Source organism: Occultella glacieicola, from assembly GCF_004353825.1.
Lineage (GTDB): Bacteria > Actinomycetota > Actinomycetes > Actinomycetales > Beutenbergiaceae > Occultella > Occultella glacieicola.
Window position 1 is genome coordinate 392536 of sequence record NZ_SMNA01000004.1, and the last position, 18318, is coordinate 410853.

An 18318-nucleotide genomic window follows, 5' to 3' on the forward strand; every position below is an offset into this window, starting at 1 on the left:
AGACGCGGTGGTCACGAGCAGTTCGGTGCCGGCGGCCTCGCACGCGCTCGCGATCCTGCGCTACCTCGCCGCACAGGCCGGCCCGGTACCCGCCGCCGCGATCGCCCGCGATCTCGGCCTGCCCCGCTCGAGCGTCTATCACCTGCTCGCGGTGCTGGTGGAGGATGGGTTCGCGGTGCACCTGCCGGAGGAGCGCCGGTACGGGCTCGGCGTGTCCGCGTTCGAGCTCGGCTCCGCGTACTCGCGGCAGGCGCCGCTGGCCCGGCTGGCCCGGCCGGTGCTCGCCCGGCTCGTGGACACCGTGCACGAGTCCGCCCACCTGGCCGTGCTGCACGGGCGGGAGGTGCTCTACGTGGTGGAGGAGCGGGCCCGGGGGCGGCCGCCGCTGGTCAGCGACGTCGGCGTGCGGCTGCCCGCCCAGCTGACCGCGAGCGGCCGCGCCATCCTCGCCGACCTGCCCCGCGCCCACGTGCGCGCCCTGTTCCCGGGGGCCGACGCGTTCGTGGACCGGCACGGCGCGGGGCCGCGGACGCCGTCCGCGCTGCGCTCCCTGCTGGTGCAGGTGCGCCGCGACGGGTACGCCACCGAGCACGGCGAGGTGACGCCCGGCTTCGCGTCCGTGGCCGTGGCGGTCCACGACCACACCGGTCACCCGGTCGCGGGCCTCGCCATCACGTTCCCCACCGAGGCGTCGGAGCCCGACGGCGCGGCCCGGGCCGCGTACGCCGGCGCCGCCGAGCGGGCCGCTGCCACGCTGCGCGAGCGCATCGGTGGACGAAGTCCTGAGGATAGTGTCCGATCGGGGCGGAGCCGTTCGTCGTACGGGTGAGGGCGTCCACGAGGGGCGCCCGGACCGAAGGGAGTCGCGATCATGAGACTGGTGACCAACACGCAGGTCTCGGTCGATGGAGTGATGCAGGCGAATGGTGGCCCGAACGCCGACCTCGACCCAGGGATGGAGCGCGGCGGATGGGCCAGACCGCTGTTCGACGATCAGGCCATGGCCTATGTCAACGAGGTCTACCAGCGTGCTGACGCGTTCCTGTTCGGTCGGCGCACCTACGGCCTGTTCGCCGGCTACTGGGGAGCGATGGCTCACGGTAGCGGCCCCATCGCCGATGCCCTGAACACGCGGCCCAAGTACGTCGCGTCGAACACGCTGACCGAGGCTGGATGGGCGGACACGACCGTTCTCGGCGGGGACCTGACCGCGGCGATCGGTGAGTTGAAGGCTAGGCCGGGCGGCGAACTGCAGGTGCACGGTAGCGGGCACCTGGTCCGATGGCTGCTCGCGAACCAGTTGGTCGACGAACTCACGCTGCTCGTCTGCCCGGTGGTGGTCGGGCAGGGCGCGCGGCTGTTTCCCGACCGCGGACCCGACGCGGCGCTCGACCTGGTCGCCTCGCGTGCCTTCCCACGCGGCATCACGATGCAGGTCTACCGGCCCGCCGGACCACCGCAGTACGCCACCGACTGAGAACCCGGAGGAGATGACATGCAGTACCTGGTTTCCGTGATCGATGACACGGCCGGCCTCGCCACCGATGAGGAGATGGCTGCGATCGACGCGTTCAACGACACCCTGCGAGCGGGTGGGCACTGGGTCTTCGCCGGCGGGCTCGCCGCGCCGACCTCGGCCACCGTCATCGATAACCGCGGCGAGCAGGCGATCGTCTCCGACGGGCCGTTCGTGGAGTCCAAGGAGCACCTCGCCGGCCTGTGGATCTGGGAGGCCTCCGATCTCGACGTGGCGCTCAAGCTTGCGGAGGAGGGTTCGAAGGCCTGCAACCGTAGGCTCGAGGTCCGGCCGTTCCTGTCCGAGTGACCACGACCGATCCCCGCGAGGCAGTCACCCGGGCCCACCGCGAGGAGTGGGCCCGGGTGGTCGCCTCGCTGAGCCGGAGGTTCGGTGATCTCGACATTGCCGAGGACGCCGCCGCCGAGGCGTTCGCGACAGCGGTCGAGCGGTGGCCCACCGACGGCGTGCCAGCGAACCCCGGGGCCTGGCTGACCACGACCGCGGGCAACAGGGCGATCGACCGGATCCGCCGCGAGCGCAAGCGAGAGCACAAGCACTGGGAGGCGCAGGTGCTGAGCGACCCACCCGGATCCGGTGCCCCGGCCGGTGCCATCGATGACGACCGGCTCCGGCTGATCTTCACCTGTTGCCACCCGGCGCTGTCGATGGAGGCCAGGGTGGCGCTGACGCTGCGCCTGGTCGGCGGGCTGACCATGGCCGAGATCGCTCGCGCGTTCCTGGTTCGGGAGGACGCCATGACGCGCCGTCTCACCCGGGCGAAGACCAAGATCAAGCAGGCGAGGATCCCCTACCGGGTGCCGGACGCCGAGGACCTCCCGGCTCGGGTGACCAGCGTGCTCGCCGTGCTCTTCCTCGTCTTCAACGAGGGCTACCTGGCGAGCGGCCCGGACACCGGCCCGATCCGGCTGGACCTGACCGCCGAGGCGATCCGGCTCACCCGGCTGACACGAGGGTTGTTGCCCACGGACGGCGAGGTGGCCGGGCTGCTTGCGCTGATGCTGCTCACCGAGGCTCGCCGCCCGGCCCGGATCTCTGCCGCCGGTGATCTCCTGATGCTCGACGAGCAGGACCGGACCGCCTGGGACGTCGCCCTGATCGCCGAGGGTCACGCGCTCGTGCGTGAGCGGCTCGTCACCGGACTGGCTCCCGGGCGCTACCAGCTCCTCGCCGCGATCAACGCGGTGCACACCTCGGCCCGCACGATGGGCGAGACGGACTGGTCCCAGATCGTCGCTCTCTACGACCAGCTCGTGCGCATCGACACCTCACCGGTCGTCGCCCTGAACCGTGCCATCGCGATCGCCGAGGTGGCGGGACCGGACGTCGCGCTGGCGTTGGTCGACCGGCTCGAGAATCCGTTGGTCGGGTACCAGCCCTATCAGGCGACCCGGGCCGACCTGTTGCGCCGCCTGGGTCGCGGCCGGGAGGCGGACACTGCCTACGGCCTCGCGCTCGATCTGGCCGCGAGTCCTGCTGAGGCTGCGGCCCTGACCCGACGGCGCCGGTTGGGGCGGCCGCCCGGTGCGTAGACTCGGGCAATGAGTCTTCTTGCTGCAGAGCGCGCGCTCCAAGCGGCCCAGCGCGCCGGCGACGTCAACGCGCTGGAGGCGCTGCTGCATGCGAGTTGCGTCGGCGCCGGCCCGGACGGGTCTGTCTTCTCCAAGGAGGACGACCTGGAGAGCTACCGCTCGGGTGCGCTGCAGATCACCCGCTTGGAGGAGGAATCGCTGGACGTCCAGGAGGACGTCCTGAGCGGAACGACGAGGCTGGTCGCCGCCGTGGATGCGATCCAGGGCGGTACCGCGCTTTCCGCGCGGCTGATCTACACGCGCCTCTGGGTGCGCGCAGATGAGGGTTGGCTGGTTCTGGCCGCCACGCTCGTACCCGCCGCTGAGCCCGCCTGAGCGGACCCGGCGAGGCGTGCGCTCCACGACGTCGCGAGTCCGCTCGGTCGCGACCCAGGCGGCGACGAACGACGTCTGGGTGACCGCTCGAACATCTTCGCCGGCCGTGGCGGCTCGCTCGGAGCGGTGACAGTGCTGAAGTGGTCGCCACTTCAGCACTCTCGCCGAGCGCTGGTGGACATGCAGAACGCCCGACGGCGGGGGTCCGTCGGGCGTTCCGGTCCGGGGGAGGCGGGCGGGTGGGTCAGTCGCCGGAGTCGGCCGACGGGGCGCTGTTCGCGGAGGCGGGGCTGGCCGGGGACGGCGCGGACGCGGGGCTGGCCGGGGACGGCGCGGACACGGGGCTGGCCACCGGGGACGGCGCAGACACCGGGCTGGCCACCGGGGACGGCGCCGAGACGGGGCTGGCCGGCGAGGGGGCGGAGACCGGGGAGGCCACCGGGGAGGGTGCGGAGACCGAGCTGATCGCGGTCACGGCCGAGACCGCGCTGCCGGGATCGACGGTCGCGGGATCGGTGGTGGCCGGGGTTGTGGTGGCCGGGGTGGGGTCGACTGCCGAGGTCGCCGACACCGCCGAGGTGACCTGGGTGGTGCTCGGCTGGGTCCGCTCCACGGTCGGGGCCTGCGTGAAGGTGTCCGCGGAGGCGGCCACGGCTCCGCCGGCGACGGCGACGACGCCGAGGGTTCCGGTGACGATCCATGCGGTGCGCTTGTTCATGATGTTCTCTCTCGTTTCTGGGCCCCGTGCGGGACGGGTCGGATCACTTGCTGACATCGACAAGAATTCCGAGCGCCGATGAGGTGCCGAGGAGAGCCGCATGAGGGAACTCTCACCTGAGGCGATCCGGTGGGGCGGCTCAGACCGGTGGCCTGCGCGCCGGTGGCCGCTATCAGATGCGACGGCATCGTGACCGACGCAGGTGTCCACAGGCCGATCGCCGAGGTCGGCTAGCGCAATACACTTGAGACATCACAAGGGAGCTGGCGGACTACATCGAGGCGGGCAAGAACCTCGGTGCAGACGAGCGTGAGATCGCCGCGCTTGCCCTCCGGCAAGTTGACGAGACCGAGCAGGCCGATCGACGCCGCCTGGGACGAGGTCGTCGACCGGCGGCTCGATGAGTTGGTGAGTGGCGAGGTCAAGCCGGTCTGTGGCAGGGAGACCCGTGCCATGGGTCGTGCCCTTACTCGGCCGGCGGCGCGAGTGACGCTCGATTGGACCGAGCATCCCGGCGCTCGTGCCGACTATCTCGACGCCCTTGCCAGGCACGCGTCCATTGGTGACGGCGGACTGGGCGAGGAGTTCGCGGAGGAGGCTGACGCTGCCACGGAGTTCATCCTCGCGTGGCCGGATGCAGCCCCTCGGCTGCCCTGTCGGCGGACGGGTCATGGCATCCGGTTGGCGGTGGGTCGTGAACCCAGACCTGCCGCGACCTCAAGTACACACAGCGCGGCGAGCCGCACGGTGCGCTGGTCGGGCGCGTCGGCCCCGGCGTCGATCTCGGTGAGATCGACCGAGACGACGGCGGGGTGTCGCCCGGCGGCGCGGGCGGCGGCCCGTAGTTCGTGGGCCGCCAGGCCGCCCGGGAGGGAGGCGGGGCAGGCGGGGGCCACGGACCTGTCGCAGACGTCGACGTCCAGGTCGACGTGGACGGGGCCGCCGGCGGCGGAGGCGATCTCCAGGGCCTGCGCCATCACGTCGCCCATCGGGCGCCGGTGCAGTTCGTCCCGGTGGACGATCGTGATGCCGAGGTCGCGGGCCCGCGCCGTGTAGGCAGCCGAGTTCGCGAAGTCCGCGATGCCGACCTGCACCACCCGGCGACCGTCCAGGCCGGCCTCGATCAGGCGGCGCACGGGGGAGCCGTTGCTGACGCCGTCGCGCAGGTCGTGGTGGGCGTCCAGGGTGACCAGGCCCGCCGTCGCGATCGCGTCGCCGCAGGCGCCGAGGGCGGCGGGCACGGTCGCGGCGTTGTCGCCGCCGAGGGCGACCAGCAGGCGTGATCGTGCCACGGCGTCGGCCACGGCCCGAGTCGCGCGCGCCTCGCCGTCCGGGCCGTCCGGCTCGGGGACGTCACCGACGTCCGCGAAGACCAACCCGCCGACCTCCGCCGGCGGCGACCCGCCGCCGTCGGGCACCACGAACGGGCTGTAGCGACGCAGCGCCGCGCGGACCGCGGCGGGGGTGGCGTGCGCGCCGGTGGGGGACAGGGACGTTCGGTGGGTGCCGATCCCGATCAGGGTGAGATCGGCACCCTCGGCGGGCAGCGGCGGCCAGTCGCCGGCGCGGGGCCAGAGCGGGTCGTGCGACAGCGCTGTCATGGTCGAAGGTTAGTCGTGGGGACCGCGGCCCCCGATGTGCCTCAGAGGACAGGAACTGACCGCTTCCTTCCGTAGTCTCGGACCAGGCGATCGGGCAGCGGTTGCCGCGACGAAAGGCTGATCGATGGACTGGAAGATCGAGCTCATCTTCGTGCCGGTGTCCGACGTGGACCGGGCCAAGGAGTTCTACGTGCGGATCGGCTTCAACGCCGACCACGACCAGACGCCGACCGAGGGGCTGCGCTTCGTGCAGATGACCCCACCGGGATCGGCGTGCTCGATCGCGTTCGGCACGGGCCTCGGGACGGGCCTGGAGCCCGGACAGCAGAACACGATCCAGGTGGTGGTGCCGAACGCCGAGGAGGCGCTCGCCCACCTGAGGTCGGTCGGTGTCGAGGCCACCGGGGTCGACGAGCAGGCCTGGGGCAACTTCGTCACGTTCGACGACCCGGACGGCAACACCTGGACGCTGCAGGAACTGCCCGTAAGGACCTGAGCCGGTCCATCCCACCGGGAGCGCCCGGTTCGTAGACCGGTGCGATGGGTGGGACGTTCGCCGTCACGATGGGTGACCGGGGTCGCCTGGTGGTTCCCGCAGAGCTGCGCGAGCGCGCGGGTCTGAGTTCCGGCACGCCGCTGATCCTGGCGGAGAGCCCGGCAGGCTTGATCGTGATGACCCGCGCCCAGGCGCGCGCGTATATGCGGCGGCAACTTGCGGGAGCCGACCTGGTCGGTGACCTCCTGGAGGAGCGACGCCGGGCGGCCGCCACGGCGGACGCCGCCCGGGGCTCGGCCGGGGGCGTCCGACAGATCCGCTGAGCCGGCGGTGCCCTCACCCGTGCCGGGTCGGCCGGTAGAGGAACTCCTGGATGTTGGCGTCCAGGGTCCGGGTCTCGAGCAGCTCGAGGTCGAAGTCCGCGGCGCCCCGGAAGATCGGGTCCATGCCGTTCTCGCCCGTGATCACCGGGAACAGGGTGACGTGCACCCGGTCGACGAGGCCGGCGTTCAGCAGCGCGTTGTTCATCGCGAGGCTGCCGTGGGAGCGCAGCGGCACGTCGGACTCCTGCCGGAGCCGGGCCACGACGTCGACGGCGTCGCCGCGCTCGATCGTCGCGTCCGGCCAGTCGAGCGGGGCGGTCAGGATGGAGGAGACCACGGTGGTGGGCAGGTTTCGCATGCGGGTCACCCAGGCGTCGCGCACGTCGTCGCCCTCGGTGCTCGCGGCCAGCATGTCCACGAACGAGCGGAACGTGTGCGCCCCGAGGACCAGCCGCTGCTCCTCGCTGTAGACGGCCAGCCGGCGCTCGAGCAGCTCCGGGCCCTGCTTGCCCCAGTACCCGGTCCAGTCCCCGCCGGCCGCGCCGTAGCCGTCGAGGCTGCAGAACACGTCGAAGGTGTAGGTGGCGGTCATGGTCGGCTCCTCGCGAGATGGTGGGCTTCGATGGGACAGACCCAGGGCCGGCGCGGAACTCACCGGGGTGCCTCCCTCCTCGCTCGGAGCCGCCTGACAGACTCGGGCGGTGGCCGGATTCCATCATGTCGAGTTGTGGATCGCCGATCTCGAGCAGGCCCGCACGGAGTGGGGCTGGCTCCTGTCGCGAGTGGGCTTCGCCCTCGACGGTGACTTCTCGGGCGGCCAGACCTGGAGCGGGGGCGGCGCCTACCTCACCTTCACCACGTCGCCGAACCTGACGACGGCGGTGCACGACCGTCGCCGGGCGGGCCTGAACCATCTCGCGTTCAAGGCCGGCCCACAGGCAGCGGTCGACGCGATCATGGCCGACGCGCCGGAGCACGGCTGGCGGCCGCTCTACCAGGAGCGTTACCCGCACGCGGGCGGTCCCGACCACTACGCAGGGTGGCTGGAGAACTCCGCAGGCTTCAAGTCCGAGATCGTCGCCGACTCCCCGTAGGACCGCCGCCCGACGCCGGATCGGGCCCGGTTGCCCCATCGGACGCCCGATCTGCCCGTTCGGCCGGTCGCCGCGGGCGGGAGGGCCCCAGGACGTGCACCGTACGCTCGCGCCAGGTTCTCACCTCGGGACGGCGGATGTTGAGCAGGGTCGGGCAGGCCACGGGCGACGGCGGCGCTTCCGTTCTCCCGCGGTCCTCGCTGTCCGGGGTGCCCGTCGAGCCGGCCACGATCGCGCCGGGCCGATTGGCCGCGGCGGCCGGTGCGTCGGTTGCCCCGCGCCTGATGCTGGGAGACCTGCCCACCCTGCAACGCAGCCTCGGGAACCGCGGGGTGAGCCGGCTGATCGCGGCGCAGCGGTCCGCGGCCGTCACCACGGCCGCCGTCCAGCGCACGACGATCGCGCACAAGGACGCCCCGCCGGTGCACTCCGGCGTCTGGAAGCACGCCACCCAGATGATGCAGGCCCCCGGCGATGCCCGGAAGGAGCGCGCCGGGGAGGTGGAGGCGCTGGTCGACCCCTTGGAGAAGATCAATCCCATCGGCACGAGCGCCGGCTACGACCCGCTCGGCTGGTACTGGGTCGGTCAGTTCGTGGTGGCCGGGGTGGCGGCGAACAACGCGCAGCTCGCCCACCAGGGCTGGGTGCGCTTCCACCTCCTGAACGCCACGCTGGGCGGCGACGGCCACGACCCGGCCCACCTGGTGCCGACGAAGTCCGCGACGAACACCGGCAACCCGTGGGTCAACTTCGAGTACAACGCGAAGGCGCAGCCGTTCCTCGGCAGGTGGCTGCACTACCACGTGGAGGTCGGCTACCACCCACCGGGCGCCACCGGCCTCGTCGGCGATCCGCACCTGGCCTTCTTCCCCAGCTCGATCCACGCCGAGTACAGCACCTGGAATTCGACGACCGGGGTCTGGGACGCCGGGATGACCGTGGACATTCCCGCCAACCAGCTCCAGGTCCCCAACGCCGCCCCGCACACCCAGACCCACTACATCGACGGCATCTCCCTCGGGGAGTTCGCCATCCTCGGGGTCGACCCGTGGCTGGCCGCGAGGATCGCCAACGCCCACCGCGACCTGGCCCGGGCGACGACGCTGCAGAAGCTCTACGACGACATCGTCGACTACGCGCAGTTCGACCGCGGCAACCAGCAGTCCCCGCTGTCCGCCGTGAACAACACCTGGCCGGTGCTCGAGGCGCTGCTGCGTGGCCACGCCGGGCATCACCTGCGCATCGCCGTCGGGGTCTCGCCCACGGACACCGTGCTCCGCCGGGCCCGGCTGTCCGTGGCCGAGATCCTGCGCTGGGCCCGCACGGAGCCGGGACGGCTGGCCGCGGCCTGGAAGGTCGGCCAGGAGGTGGTGCTCGCCCTCGAGGCGATGCTGTCCGCGCACCAACCCGCGACGTCCACGAACCTCTACCTGACCCTCGAGCAACGGCACGGGCTGGCGTACCTGGCCACGCACGTCGACCCCGACTGGCCCGCCATGGTGGGCAGGATGAGCCGGGAGGGCGAGGTCTCGATCGCGATCGCCCACGACATGCGCTTCGCGACCGTGGCCCAGCGGCTGGCCGAGCTGCGGTCCGAGAGCCACCGGGGCGTGCAGGCGATCAACGCGTTGATCGGGGAGTACGCGCGCGGGCTCGGGACGGCGGGCGAGGAGTTCGGGGCCGCGGTGAAGGCGGTGCCCGCCCAGCTCGGTGCGTCCCTCGGGGCGCTGTCCGTCGCGGCCTCGCGGACCCTGCTGCAGCCGGCGCGGGCGACCATGTCGCTGGACGACATCCTGATGGGGATGCAGATGAGTGGGCGCTCGGAGTCCCAGTTCACCAGCACCGTGCCGGGCGTGGAGTCGGCCGTCCGGCAGGCGTATGCCCTGGTGCGCGGTGAGTTCGAACGGGTGCAGGCCCGGGTGCTCGCCGAGCGGGAGCGGCGGATCCAGGAGGAACGCCGCGAGGCCGAGGAGCGGCGCGTCCGCGATCAGCAGGAGCGGGACCGCGTCGAGCAGGAGCGCCGGGCCCGGGCGGCCCTCGAGCAGCCGCGCGTCGAGGAGGACCCACGCGATCGCCGTCGGTTCGAGGAGGACCCACGCGAGCGGCGTCGCTTCGAGGAGGACCCACGCGACCGTCGTCGGTACGAGGAGGACCCACGCGACCGCCGTCGGTACGAGGAGGACCCACGCGACCGCCGTCGGGAACGATCGCCCGGCGGCGGGCGCTACCAGGGCGACCGGACCTACCGTACCGAGCCGTACCACCTCGGCCAGTTCCACGACCGGCACCGCTACGACGACCTGCGCGACCCGGGCGAGGACGACGACCGCGGTCGCGGCAACCCGGGCCGGTACGGCCGCTACGAGGGGCCACGATCCCCCTACGGTGACCGGCCCCCGTACGGCGACCGGCCCCCCGGCGGCTATCGGGGCCCGCATAGCGGGCGTCGCTACGACGACGACCCCCGCCGTCGACCGAACTACTAGCCCTCGGCCAGCAGCACCGGGCCCTCGTCCCGGCCGCGGTTGTCGAGCACGAGCGGGCGCACGCCCTCGACCCGGTACCGGAGATGGGTGATGCCCTCGCCCTCGATCACGCGGATCGGAATCAGCTCGATCCCCTCCTTGGCGCCGAGACCGAGGCCGGGGCCGAGCAGTCGCAGCCCGTCGCCGAGCAGCACCGGGGCGACATGCAGTTCGAGCTCGTCCAGCAGACCGAGCGCGAGGACCTGACGGACCAGCGAGCCCCCGCCGGCGACCTGCACGTCCTTGCCACCCGCGTGCTCCTTCGCCTGTGCGACGGCGCTCGCGACGCCGTCGGTGACGTACGTGAAGCTGGTGCCGCCGCCACGGTGCAGCACCGGCCGCGGACGGTGCGTGACCACGAACACCGGGGCCCGGAACGGGGGCACCTCACCCCAGGGGACCTCACCGCCGTCGGCCATCCGCCGGCCCATGACGTAGGCGCCCGCGGCCGCGAACGTCTCCGCGATGTTGTCCGAGTTCGTGGTGCGCTCGCCGCCGGCGAAGCCCTGGCGCTCGCGCCAGGCCGCGGCGTCGGTGGCCCAGCGGGTCACGCGGAAGAACCCGGCGGCTTCCGCGCTCTCCAGCCAGTCGGCGGTGTCGGCGGCCCGGGTGCCGGCGTAGCAGCCGTCGAGCGAGATCGACATCTGTGCGGTGACCTTGGTCATGATCGTTGTCCTGCCTTCGTGGAAAGTCGGGTCTGGTCAGCCGGCGAGCGACGCGCCGAGCGCGTCCAACAGCCCCCGGGTGCCCTCCTCGCGGCCCGCGGGATCGTCGAGGCCGTCGAAGTGGGCGCCCTGCTCGGTGTAGGTGAGGCGGGTGGAGCCGCCGTCCGGCTCGAGTGTGATCGTCACCAACGAGGTGGACATGTGCCGGTCGTCGACCCACATGTCGTAGGTGAACACGATCCGGACGAGGTCGACGATGTCGGTGTAGGTCGAGTGGTAGCGCGAGCGTGGGCCGCCGTGCCATTGGCCGTTCTCGGTGCCGTGCCCGCCGACCCGGAAGTCGTGGGACTTCTCGGTCCGGGTGAAGTCGGGTTCGGTGGAGAACCAGAGGTCCCGCGCGTCGTTGTCCGAGAGTGCGTGCCAGACCCGCTCCGGCGCCGCCGGGTAGGTCCTCTCGATGACGAACGTCGCGTGCGTCTGGCTGCGTTCAATCTGGGTGTCCATCTCAGTTCTCCTTCGTGGTGTCCGGGGTGAGGAAGTCGCCGAGCCGGTCGAGCCGGCGTTCGGCGGGTAGCCGTTGGCGCCCGATCCACTCGGCGCCGGGGGTCAGGGCCTCGACGGCGAGCTGGAACGTGCGGACCCGGCCCACCTTCGAGGAGGTGACCAGGCCGGCCCGCTCCAGCACGCTCAGGTGCTGCAGCAGGGACGGCAGGGCCATCTCGAACGGCCGGGCCAGTTCGCTGACCGAGGCCGGTCCGCGGACGAGCCGTTCGATCAGGGCGCGTCGCGTGGGATCCGAGAGGGCATGGAACACCCGGTCCAGGTCCTCACGATGCTTAGGCATGTACCTAACTATTGACCGGCCGGGCGACCGCGTCAACCCCGGGTTCGTCGACGGGGCAGCCGGCACCCGCGCGCGGGCCCGACGACTCACGGAATGGACAACCCCGGGTTGAAGCGGTTGACTCCTGCGGTGCCGCGCCTCCGCAACCCGATGATCGCCACCCTCGTCAACCTCCGAGGCAACGGTCGCGCGGCCATCTACACCGAGCCCCTCTGGGGCCTTTCGATGATGCTGGTGCTGCCCTACGCCTCGGTGTACATGCTGGCCCTGGGCCTGAACGACCCCCAGATCGGCCTGCTGGCCACCATCTCGATCCTCTCGCAGGTGGTCTTCGGGCTGCTCAGCGGGGTGATCACGGACAAGCTCGGGCGTCGCCGGACCACGGCGATCTTCGACATCATCGCCTGGGCGGTCCCCTGCCTGATCTGGGCGTTCGCGCAGGACTTCTGGTGGTTCCTGATCGCCTCCATCATCAACGGTGTCTGGCAGGTCACCCAGAACTCGTGGGACTGCCTGCTCGTGGAGGACGTCGACCGGTCCGAGATCCCCAAGGTCTACTCGCTGGTCAAGGTGGCGGGCGAGTTCTCGGCACTCTTCGCGCCGATCGCCGCTCTCCTGGTGGCGAACCTCGGCCTGGAACTCGCGGTGCGGATCCTCTACCTCAACGCGTTCGTGATCATCTCGCTGAAGGTCTGGCTCCTCTACCGGTACTCCACCGAGACGGCGACCGGGCTGGTCCGGATGGAGCAGACGCGCGGGATCAGCATCTGGAGATCGCTGTGGGAGTACCGCAGCGTGCTCGGGCTGATCGTCCGCTCGAAGGGCACCATCTTCTCCCTGGCGATCGCCGCGATCGTGGGCGCCGTGGTGCTCGTGAACGGCATCTTCTGGCAGGTGGTGGTCAACCAGCGTCTCGGCGTCCCCGACGCCCTCCTGCCGTTCTTCCCGATGATCCGCTCGCTGCTGTCCGTCGTGTTCTTCTTCACGATCATCCCGCGGCTGACCCATGCCAGCGCCCTGAAGATGCCGACGCTCATCGGTTTCTCCGTGTACCTCGCCGGGCAGTTGCTGCTGGTGAGCATCCCGGCCGCCGACGGCTCCGCCACGGCGTCGACCTACCTGCTCCTCGCCGGCTGCCTGCTGCTCGACGCGTTCGGCGCCGGGATCCTGTTCATGCTGTCGGAGTCGTTGGTCGCCCTGCACGTGGATCGCAACGAACGCTCCCGCGTGATGGCCATCCAACGCACCACGGTGATGCTGGCCACCGCGCCCTTCGGCTGGATCAGCGGCTGGCTGTCCGGCATGGACCGGAACTGGCCGTTCCTGCTGACCTCGGTGCTGCTGGTGATCGGCCTCGTGGTCACGGCACGGTTCTGGACGACCACGCACGAGGAGACCCACGCCGTCGAGGCCTGACGCCGGCGGGCGGAGGACCACGGATGCTGAACACGTCCGGACAGATCACGGGCGACGGCGCAACGTCGGTTTTGTGCTGGATCCTCGCCGTGCGCGGACCAGGTCGGGCAGAACCATGGTCGACGGCGCAGCGTCGGTCGGTCGGTCGGGCCCGCTGCCCGCGTGGTCGAGACGGCCGGTCGGCTGGCCCGCCGGGCCGACCTGCAGCGGACCACGATCGCGGCGGAACTGAAAGCGACCGCGACGTGTCCGAGGCCGGCAAGGCCCGGTCCTGTGGGTGCGGGCGTCCGACCGCTCGGGGTTCCGCAGCCAGGAACCTCCGCCCTCGCCTACGCCAGGGCGGTGGAGGGACACCACCATGCACGCCGGTTCGACTCCGGCTGGCGTCTCCACGCCGGCGTTCGAGCCGTGCGACGCTTTACGAAGACAGCAAAGGAAAGCAAAGACGCCAAAGGGGAGCAACGATGGCACCGCCCCGGAACCCGGTCAAGCCGACCGTCGGTGCCCTACGCCCGCCGCTGTCGGTCACTCCGGCGTCGTGGTCACGTCCAGGTGGAGATCGGTGCCGGTGGCGCGCAGGATACGGCGCAGCGACGGGATCGTCGGGCTCACGGCATCCGCCTCGTACCTCGCGATCATCGCCTGGGAGGTGCCCGCGGCTGTGGCCAGTGCCGACTGGGTCATGCCGGCCCGTGCGCGGGCGTCCCGGATCAGCATCGCCGGGCTCGGGGCCTCATATCTGATCTGATATGGCACGGCCGGGTTGAATGCCGCTGCCCGGCCGAGGGTGCTCGATCGCACGACCAGCCGGTGTTTGACCACGGCCCGACGTGGCGGAGCCTCCGGCTCGGCGATCCTGGCGATGAGCAGGTTCAGGGCCTGGGTCGCGAAGTCGCTCATGTCCGGGGCGATCGTGGTCAGCGGTGGCCACGAGTACTCACCTTCCGGTGCGTTGTCCCAGCCGAGCACCGCGACGTCGTCGGGCACGCGAAGCCCGAGTGAGGCGAGCGCGTGCAACGCTCCGACGGCGAGCAGGTCGGTGGCGCACAGCAGCGCGTCGGGCCGGGATCCCGACTCGAACGCCGCCAGCGTGCGTGCGAAACCCTCGGACCGGCTGAACTCGCTGGTCTCGATGCGGGTGAGCTCGGGCGGGTGCTGCTCGGTGGCCAGCACCTGCTCGATGCCCCCGATGCGCAGCGACGAGGCACGCCGATGGGAGGGGCCGATCTCATCGCCGAGGAAGGCCAGGCGGCGCCTGCCCAGGTTGAGCATGTGCCGGGTGGCCTCCCGCGCCGAGGCCCCGTTGTCGATGCTGACGTGGTCCAGACCCCCGGACTCGGGCTGTTCGCCGAGCAGAACGACCGGGGTATCGCTGCGCAGGGCACCGATCTCGGTGCCGGTCAGGCGCGACGGACTCAGCATGACGCCGTCGGTGAACCGCACCGCATAGCCGCGCGCGGCCGCCGTCTCCCTGGCGATCGAGTGCCCGGTCTCGTCGATGAGCACCGTGTAGTCGTCCTCGCGTGCGCGCTGCACGATCGAGCGGGCCAGATCCGCGTAGTACGGCGTCTCGAGGTCGGGCACGGAGACCGCGAGCAGGCCGGTGCGGCCGTGACGGAGCTGACGTCCGGCCAGGTTCGCGCGGTAGCCCAGTTCCGCGATCGCCCGCTCGACGCGTCGCCTCGTCGCCGGCCCCACGTTCGGGCGGCCGTGGATGACGTTCGAGACCGTCTTCCACGAGACCCCCGCCGCGGCGGCCACGTCCTTGATGCCGACGGAACGTGGCTGGGACTGACGCGCAGACGGATATGTCGGATCTGACATACCGAAGACCCTATACGGCGGCTCACCGGAACTCAGGCCTCCATGGACACGCAATTCCCTGCTTGACAGCGTCGTCCGTGCTCATGCCACACTCGTCTAACGTTGTACTGCTTGTCACCGCAGCCAGGCCCCTAGGAGAACCGTGAAATCCACTCGGCGCACCCACCGCCACGCCCCGATGACCATCCTCGCCACCTGCGCCGCCCTCACGCTCGCTGCGTGCGGGGTGGGCGGGGGTCCCGACGAATCAGGTGACGGGGGAGCGGCCGACCCGTCGGCCCCGATCCGAGCCGCCTGGTGGGGGGAGGACAACCAGAACCAGGCACTGGACGCGGCCATCACCGCGTTCACCGAGGCCGGGGGCCCGCAGGTCTCCGTCGAGCCGCAGCCCTGGGACGGCTACTGGGACAAGCTCGCTACCCAGGTGGCGGGCCGGGACATCCCCGACGTCGTGATGCAGGCGGCCAGCCAGTTGCCCACCTACGCCGATCGGGACGCGCTGCTCGACCTCTCCGACGTCGAGCTCGACCTGAGCGGACTCGATGAGGGCATCCGGGACTTCGGCGCGGTCGGAGAGGAGACCTTCGGCGTGGTCGCCGCGACCAATGCCACCGGCTTCGTCACCAACGCGGACCTCTTGGCGGACCTCGGCGTCGCCGTGCCGGAGGGTGACTGGAGCTGGGACGACCTCAGCGCGTGGGCCGACGAGGTCCACACCGCCAGCGGGGGCGAGACCTGGGGCGTCCAGGACGGTGGTGGGGACATGATCCTGTTCATCCTCTACGTGCGTGACAGCGGCCGTGAGTTCTACAACGACGACGGATCGATCAACGCCACCCCCGAGGACCTGCACGCCTGGTTCCAGCTCTGGGCCGACATGCGCGAGAGCGGCGCCGTTCCGCCGGCGGAGGCCACCGCCGAGGCGAGCGGCAACCTGCCCGGCAGCCCGTTGGCCAGTGGCCGCGCCGCCGCGACGTTCGCCTGGACCCAGGACTACGTCGCGCTCCAGTCGGTGACCGATGCGGCCCTCGACATCGGCCTCCCGCCGCACAACTCCGAGAACCCCAGCCTCTGGATCAACGCGGCCAGCCTCTGGTCGATCTCGGCGTGGTCGGAGAACCCGCAGGGCGCCGCCGACCTGATCGATCACCTCGTCAACGACCCCGAGGCGGTCGAGACGCTCGGGGTGTCGCTCGGCATCCCGCCGACCGCGGCCGCCCGCGAACAGCTGGTGGACCTGGTCAGCGACCAGGAGCGACCCGCCGTCGAGTACATGGACCTGGTCGCGGAGAACTCGCGTCCGCTGAACCGGTTGTGGCCCGACGGGTTCGCGACCTCACGCACCCTGTTCGACCAGCTCGACGAGTCGGTCGCGTTCGGAGAGATGACGATCGACGAGGCCGTGGATGCGTTCTTCGCAGACGCTGAAGGCTGAGCAGGCGGCGCCCGGGGCCGCCGGGCCGGCCGAGCCCGCGGGATCGAGCGTGCTCGACGGGCCCAACGGGCCCGGTCGGTCGGCGGACACGGCGAGCGGCCGGGCACGCAAGGCCCGGCGCTCGCCGCGCCAACGGGGTGAGGCTCGGGCCGGCTACCTCTTCCTGTTGCCCTGGTTCGCCGGCCTGGTTGGCCTGGTGCTGGGCCCGATGCTGGTCTCGGCGTACCTGTCGTTCACGGAGTACGACCTGTTCAACGACCCGGTCTGGGTGGGTCTGGACAACTACCGCACGATGTTCACCGAGGACCCGCGCTACCTGAAGTCGCTGCAGGTCACGTTCACCTACGTACTGGCCTCGGTGCCGTTGCGGTTGGTCGTCGCCCTCGGGCTGGCCCTGCTGATGAACCGGGCGGTGCGGGGGATGTCGTTCTACCGTGCGGTGCTGTACCTGCCCTCCCTCCTCGGCGGGAGCGTCGCCATCGCCGTGCTGTGGCGGCAGCTGTTCGGCGGGGAGGGCGCGGTCAACCAGATCCTGGCGCTGGTCGGCATCGACGGGCCGAACTGGATCGCCTCCCCGGACACCTCGTTGCTGACGATCATCGTGCTGGCGGTCTGGCAGTTCGGCTCCCCGATGGTGATCTTCCTCGCCGGCCTGCGGCAGATCCCGCAGGAGGTGCTGGAGGCGGCCCGCGTCGACGGCGCGGGCGCGGTGCGGCGCTTCTTCTCGGTGGTGCTGCCACTGCTCACGCCGCTGGTGTTCTTCAACGTGATCATGCAGACGATCGTCGCCTTCCAGGCGTTCACACCGTCGTTCATCATCTCGAACGGCACCGGCGGCCCGGTGGACTCGACCCTCTTCTACACGCTCTACCTCTACATCAAGGGATTCAGCGAGTTCCAGATGGGCTACGCCTCGGCGATGGCCTGGGTGCTCGTGGCCATCATCGCGATCTTCACCGCCGTCAACTTCCTCGGCGCCCGCCGCTGGGTGTTCTACGGAGACGAGTCATGACCACAGCGACCCTCGACCGTCGCGAGGCGCCGCGCACACGGGCGCGACCGAACAAGCGCCCGACGCCGTTGCGCACCATCGCGTGGCACGGACTGATGGTCCTCGTCTGCGTCGTCTCGATCTACCCGCTGCTGTGGATGGCACGGAGCTCGGTGGTGCCGGAGACGGAGATCTTCTCGAGTCCCTCGGTGATCCCGTCGAGCATCGACCTCTCGAACTACCCCGCGGGGTGGGTCGCTAACCCACCCGGATTCGGGCAGTTCATGCTGAACTCGCTGATCATCTGCGTGGGCGCCGTGCTCGGCAACCTGATCGCCTGCACGCTGGCGGCCTACGCGTTCGCCCGGCTGCGGTTCCCGCTCAAGGGGCTGTGGTTCACGGTGATGCTCGGCACCATGATGCTGCCGGGGCACGTCACCCTGATCCCGCAGTACGCGCTGTTCTCCGCCGTCGACTGGGTCGGCACCTACCTGCCGTTGATCGTGCCGAAGTTCCTGGCCACCGACGCGTTCTTCATCTTCCTGCTGATCCAGTTCATGCGGGGCATCCCGCGTGAGCTCGACGAGGCCGCCGAGATCGACGGCGCCGGCCGGTGGCGCACGTTCCGCTCGGTGATGCTCCCGCTCACCGTGCCGGCCCTGGCCACCACGGCGGTGTTCACCTTCATCTGGACCTACGAGGACTTCCTCGGGCCGCTGATCTATCTCAGCGACCTGAACGACTACCCGGTGCCGCTCGGGCTGCGGATGTTCGTCAACGCGATGGGGAACTCCTCCTACGGGCAGCTCTTCGCGATGTCACTGCTCTCGCTGCTGCCGGTCTTCATCACCTTCCTGCTCTTCCAACGCAAGCTCATCCAGGGCATCGCCACCACCGGGCTCAAGGGATGACCCCGGAACGCCCGTCCACCACCACACCAGT

Annotated in this window: 20 protein-coding genes; 14 read left to right on the plus strand and 6 right to left on the minus strand. The window is 71.0% G+C overall.

The features are described 5' to 3' along the window. The first annotated feature begins 7 nt into the window (after positions 1 to 7). From EXU48_RS09730 to EXU48_RS09755, 6 genes are all read left to right on the plus strand, one after another. Complete coding sequence (locus EXU48_RS09730; RefSeq protein ID WP_133107445.1) at positions 8 to 829, plus strand: IclR family transcriptional regulator; 822 nt, start codon at positions 8 to 10, stop codon at positions 827 to 829. A gap of 42 nt (positions 830 to 871) precedes the next feature. Further along, positions 872 to 1477: a dihydrofolate reductase family protein gene (locus EXU48_RS09735; protein WP_133107446.1), complete on the plus strand. Its 606-nt coding sequence runs from the start codon at positions 872 to 874 to the stop codon at positions 1475 to 1477. An 18-nt stretch (positions 1478 to 1495) separates the two neighbouring features. Continuing rightward, positions 1496 to 1825: a YciI family protein gene (locus tag EXU48_RS09740; protein ID WP_133107447.1), complete on the plus strand. Its 330-nt coding sequence runs from the start codon at positions 1496 to 1498 to the stop codon at positions 1823 to 1825. Further along, positions 1822 to 3069 carry an RNA polymerase sigma factor gene (locus EXU48_RS09745; RefSeq protein WP_133107448.1) on the plus strand — a complete coding sequence of 416 codons (1248 nt, stop codon included), beginning with the start codon at positions 1822 to 1824 and terminating at the stop codon, positions 3067 to 3069. Before EXU48_RS09740 ends, EXU48_RS09745 begins: the two co-directional genes overlap by 4 nt. Before the next feature lie 9 nt (positions 3070 to 3078). Further along, positions 3079 to 3444: a nuclear transport factor 2 family protein gene (locus EXU48_RS09750; RefSeq protein WP_133107449.1), complete on the plus strand. Its 366-nt coding sequence runs from the start codon at positions 3079 to 3081 to the stop codon at positions 3442 to 3444. Between the two features lie 239 nt (positions 3445 to 3683). Continuing rightward, positions 3684 to 4244, plus strand: a complete 561-nt coding sequence (locus tag EXU48_RS09755) for a hypothetical protein (RefSeq protein WP_133107450.1) — start codon at positions 3684 to 3686, stop codon at positions 4242 to 4244. A gap of 586 nt (positions 4245 to 4830) precedes the next feature. Here EXU48_RS09755 and EXU48_RS09760 read toward each other — a convergent pair. Further along, positions 4831 to 5763: an arginase family protein gene (locus tag EXU48_RS09760; RefSeq protein ID WP_133107451.1), complete on the minus strand. Its 933-nt coding sequence runs from the start codon at positions 5761 to 5763 to the stop codon at positions 4831 to 4833. Positions 5764 to 5887: 124 nt separating this feature from the next. Between EXU48_RS09760 and EXU48_RS09765 the strand changes: the two genes are divergently transcribed. Both EXU48_RS09765 and EXU48_RS09770 read left to right on the plus strand, forming a co-directional pair. Then, entirely contained in the window at positions 5888 to 6259 is a 372-nt protein-coding gene (locus EXU48_RS09765) for a VOC family protein (protein WP_133107452.1), read from the plus strand. A 44-nt stretch (positions 6260 to 6303) separates the two neighbouring features. After that, positions 6304 to 6582, plus strand: a complete 279-nt coding sequence (locus EXU48_RS09770; RefSeq protein WP_133107453.1) for an AbrB/MazE/SpoVT family DNA-binding domain-containing protein — start codon at positions 6304 to 6306, stop codon at positions 6580 to 6582. Between the two features lie 13 nt (positions 6583 to 6595). Here EXU48_RS09770 and EXU48_RS09775 read toward each other — a convergent pair whose 3' ends face one another. Beyond that, on the minus strand, positions 6596 to 7174 hold the full coding sequence (locus EXU48_RS09775; RefSeq protein WP_133107454.1) for a dihydrofolate reductase family protein: 579 nt from the start codon (positions 7172 to 7174) through the stop codon (positions 6596 to 6598). A gap of 109 nt (positions 7175 to 7283) precedes the next feature. On the opposite strand from EXU48_RS09775, the gene EXU48_RS09780 reads away from it, so the two are divergent. Next, positions 7284 to 7676, plus strand: a complete 393-nt coding sequence (locus tag EXU48_RS09780; RefSeq protein WP_133107455.1) for a VOC family protein — start codon at positions 7284 to 7286, stop codon at positions 7674 to 7676. Positions 7677 to 7813: 137 nt separating this feature from the next. Continuing rightward, a complete protein-coding gene (locus EXU48_RS09785) occupies positions 7814 to 10162 on the plus strand; it encodes a hypothetical protein (RefSeq protein ID WP_133107456.1) in 2349 nt (782 codons plus the stop codon). Here the strand turns inward: EXU48_RS09785 and EXU48_RS09790 are convergent. From EXU48_RS09790 to EXU48_RS09800, 3 genes are read right to left on the minus strand one after another with little or no spacing between them, the layout of a single operon-like run. Then, positions 10159 to 10866 carry a dihydrofolate reductase family protein gene (locus EXU48_RS09790; RefSeq protein ID WP_133107457.1) on the minus strand — a complete coding sequence of 236 codons (708 nt, stop codon included), beginning with the start codon at positions 10864 to 10866 and terminating at the stop codon, positions 10159 to 10161. The two genes, EXU48_RS09785 and EXU48_RS09790, sit on opposite strands and share 4 nt — an antisense overlap. Positions 10867 to 10902: 36 nt before the next feature. Then, complete coding sequence (locus EXU48_RS09795) at positions 10903 to 11370, minus strand: SRPBCC family protein (RefSeq protein ID WP_133107458.1); 468 nt, start codon at positions 11368 to 11370, stop codon at positions 10903 to 10905. 1 nt (position 11371) lies between these two features. Then, positions 11372 to 11710, minus strand: coding sequence for an ArsR/SmtB family transcription factor (locus EXU48_RS09800; protein WP_133107459.1), 339 nt, complete (start codon positions 11708 to 11710; stop codon positions 11372 to 11374). A gap of 129 nt (positions 11711 to 11839) precedes the next feature. Between EXU48_RS09800 and EXU48_RS09805 the strand changes: the two genes are divergently transcribed. Then, positions 11840 to 13126 carry an MFS transporter gene (locus EXU48_RS09805; protein ID WP_133107460.1) on the plus strand — a complete coding sequence of 429 codons (1287 nt, stop codon included), beginning with the start codon at positions 11840 to 11842 and terminating at the stop codon, positions 13124 to 13126. Positions 13127 to 13651: 525 nt separating this feature from the next. Here the strand turns inward: EXU48_RS09805 and EXU48_RS09810 are convergent. After that, positions 13652 to 14950: a substrate-binding domain-containing protein gene (locus EXU48_RS09810; protein ID WP_133107461.1), complete on the minus strand. Its 1299-nt coding sequence runs from the start codon at positions 14948 to 14950 to the stop codon at positions 13652 to 13654. 142 nt (positions 14951 to 15092) lie between these two features. On the opposite strand from EXU48_RS09810, the gene EXU48_RS09815 reads away from it, so the two are divergent. Genes EXU48_RS09815 through EXU48_RS09825 form a run of 3 tightly spaced genes read left to right on the plus strand, consistent with a single transcriptional unit; the run spans position 15093 to position 18287 of the window. Further along, positions 15093 to 16385, plus strand: a complete 1293-nt coding sequence (locus EXU48_RS09815; protein ID WP_133107462.1) for an ABC transporter substrate-binding protein — start codon at positions 15093 to 15095, stop codon at positions 16383 to 16385. Continuing rightward, positions 16357 to 17397, plus strand: coding sequence for a carbohydrate ABC transporter permease (locus EXU48_RS09820; RefSeq protein WP_133107463.1), 1041 nt, complete (start codon positions 16357 to 16359; stop codon positions 17395 to 17397). Before EXU48_RS09815 ends, EXU48_RS09820 begins: the two co-directional genes overlap by 29 nt. Beyond that, positions 17394 to 18287, plus strand: a complete 894-nt coding sequence (locus tag EXU48_RS09825; RefSeq protein ID WP_133107464.1) for a carbohydrate ABC transporter permease — start codon at positions 17394 to 17396, stop codon at positions 18285 to 18287. Before EXU48_RS09820 ends, EXU48_RS09825 begins: the two co-directional genes overlap by 4 nt. The last annotated feature ends 31 nt before the right edge of the window (positions 18288 to 18318 follow it).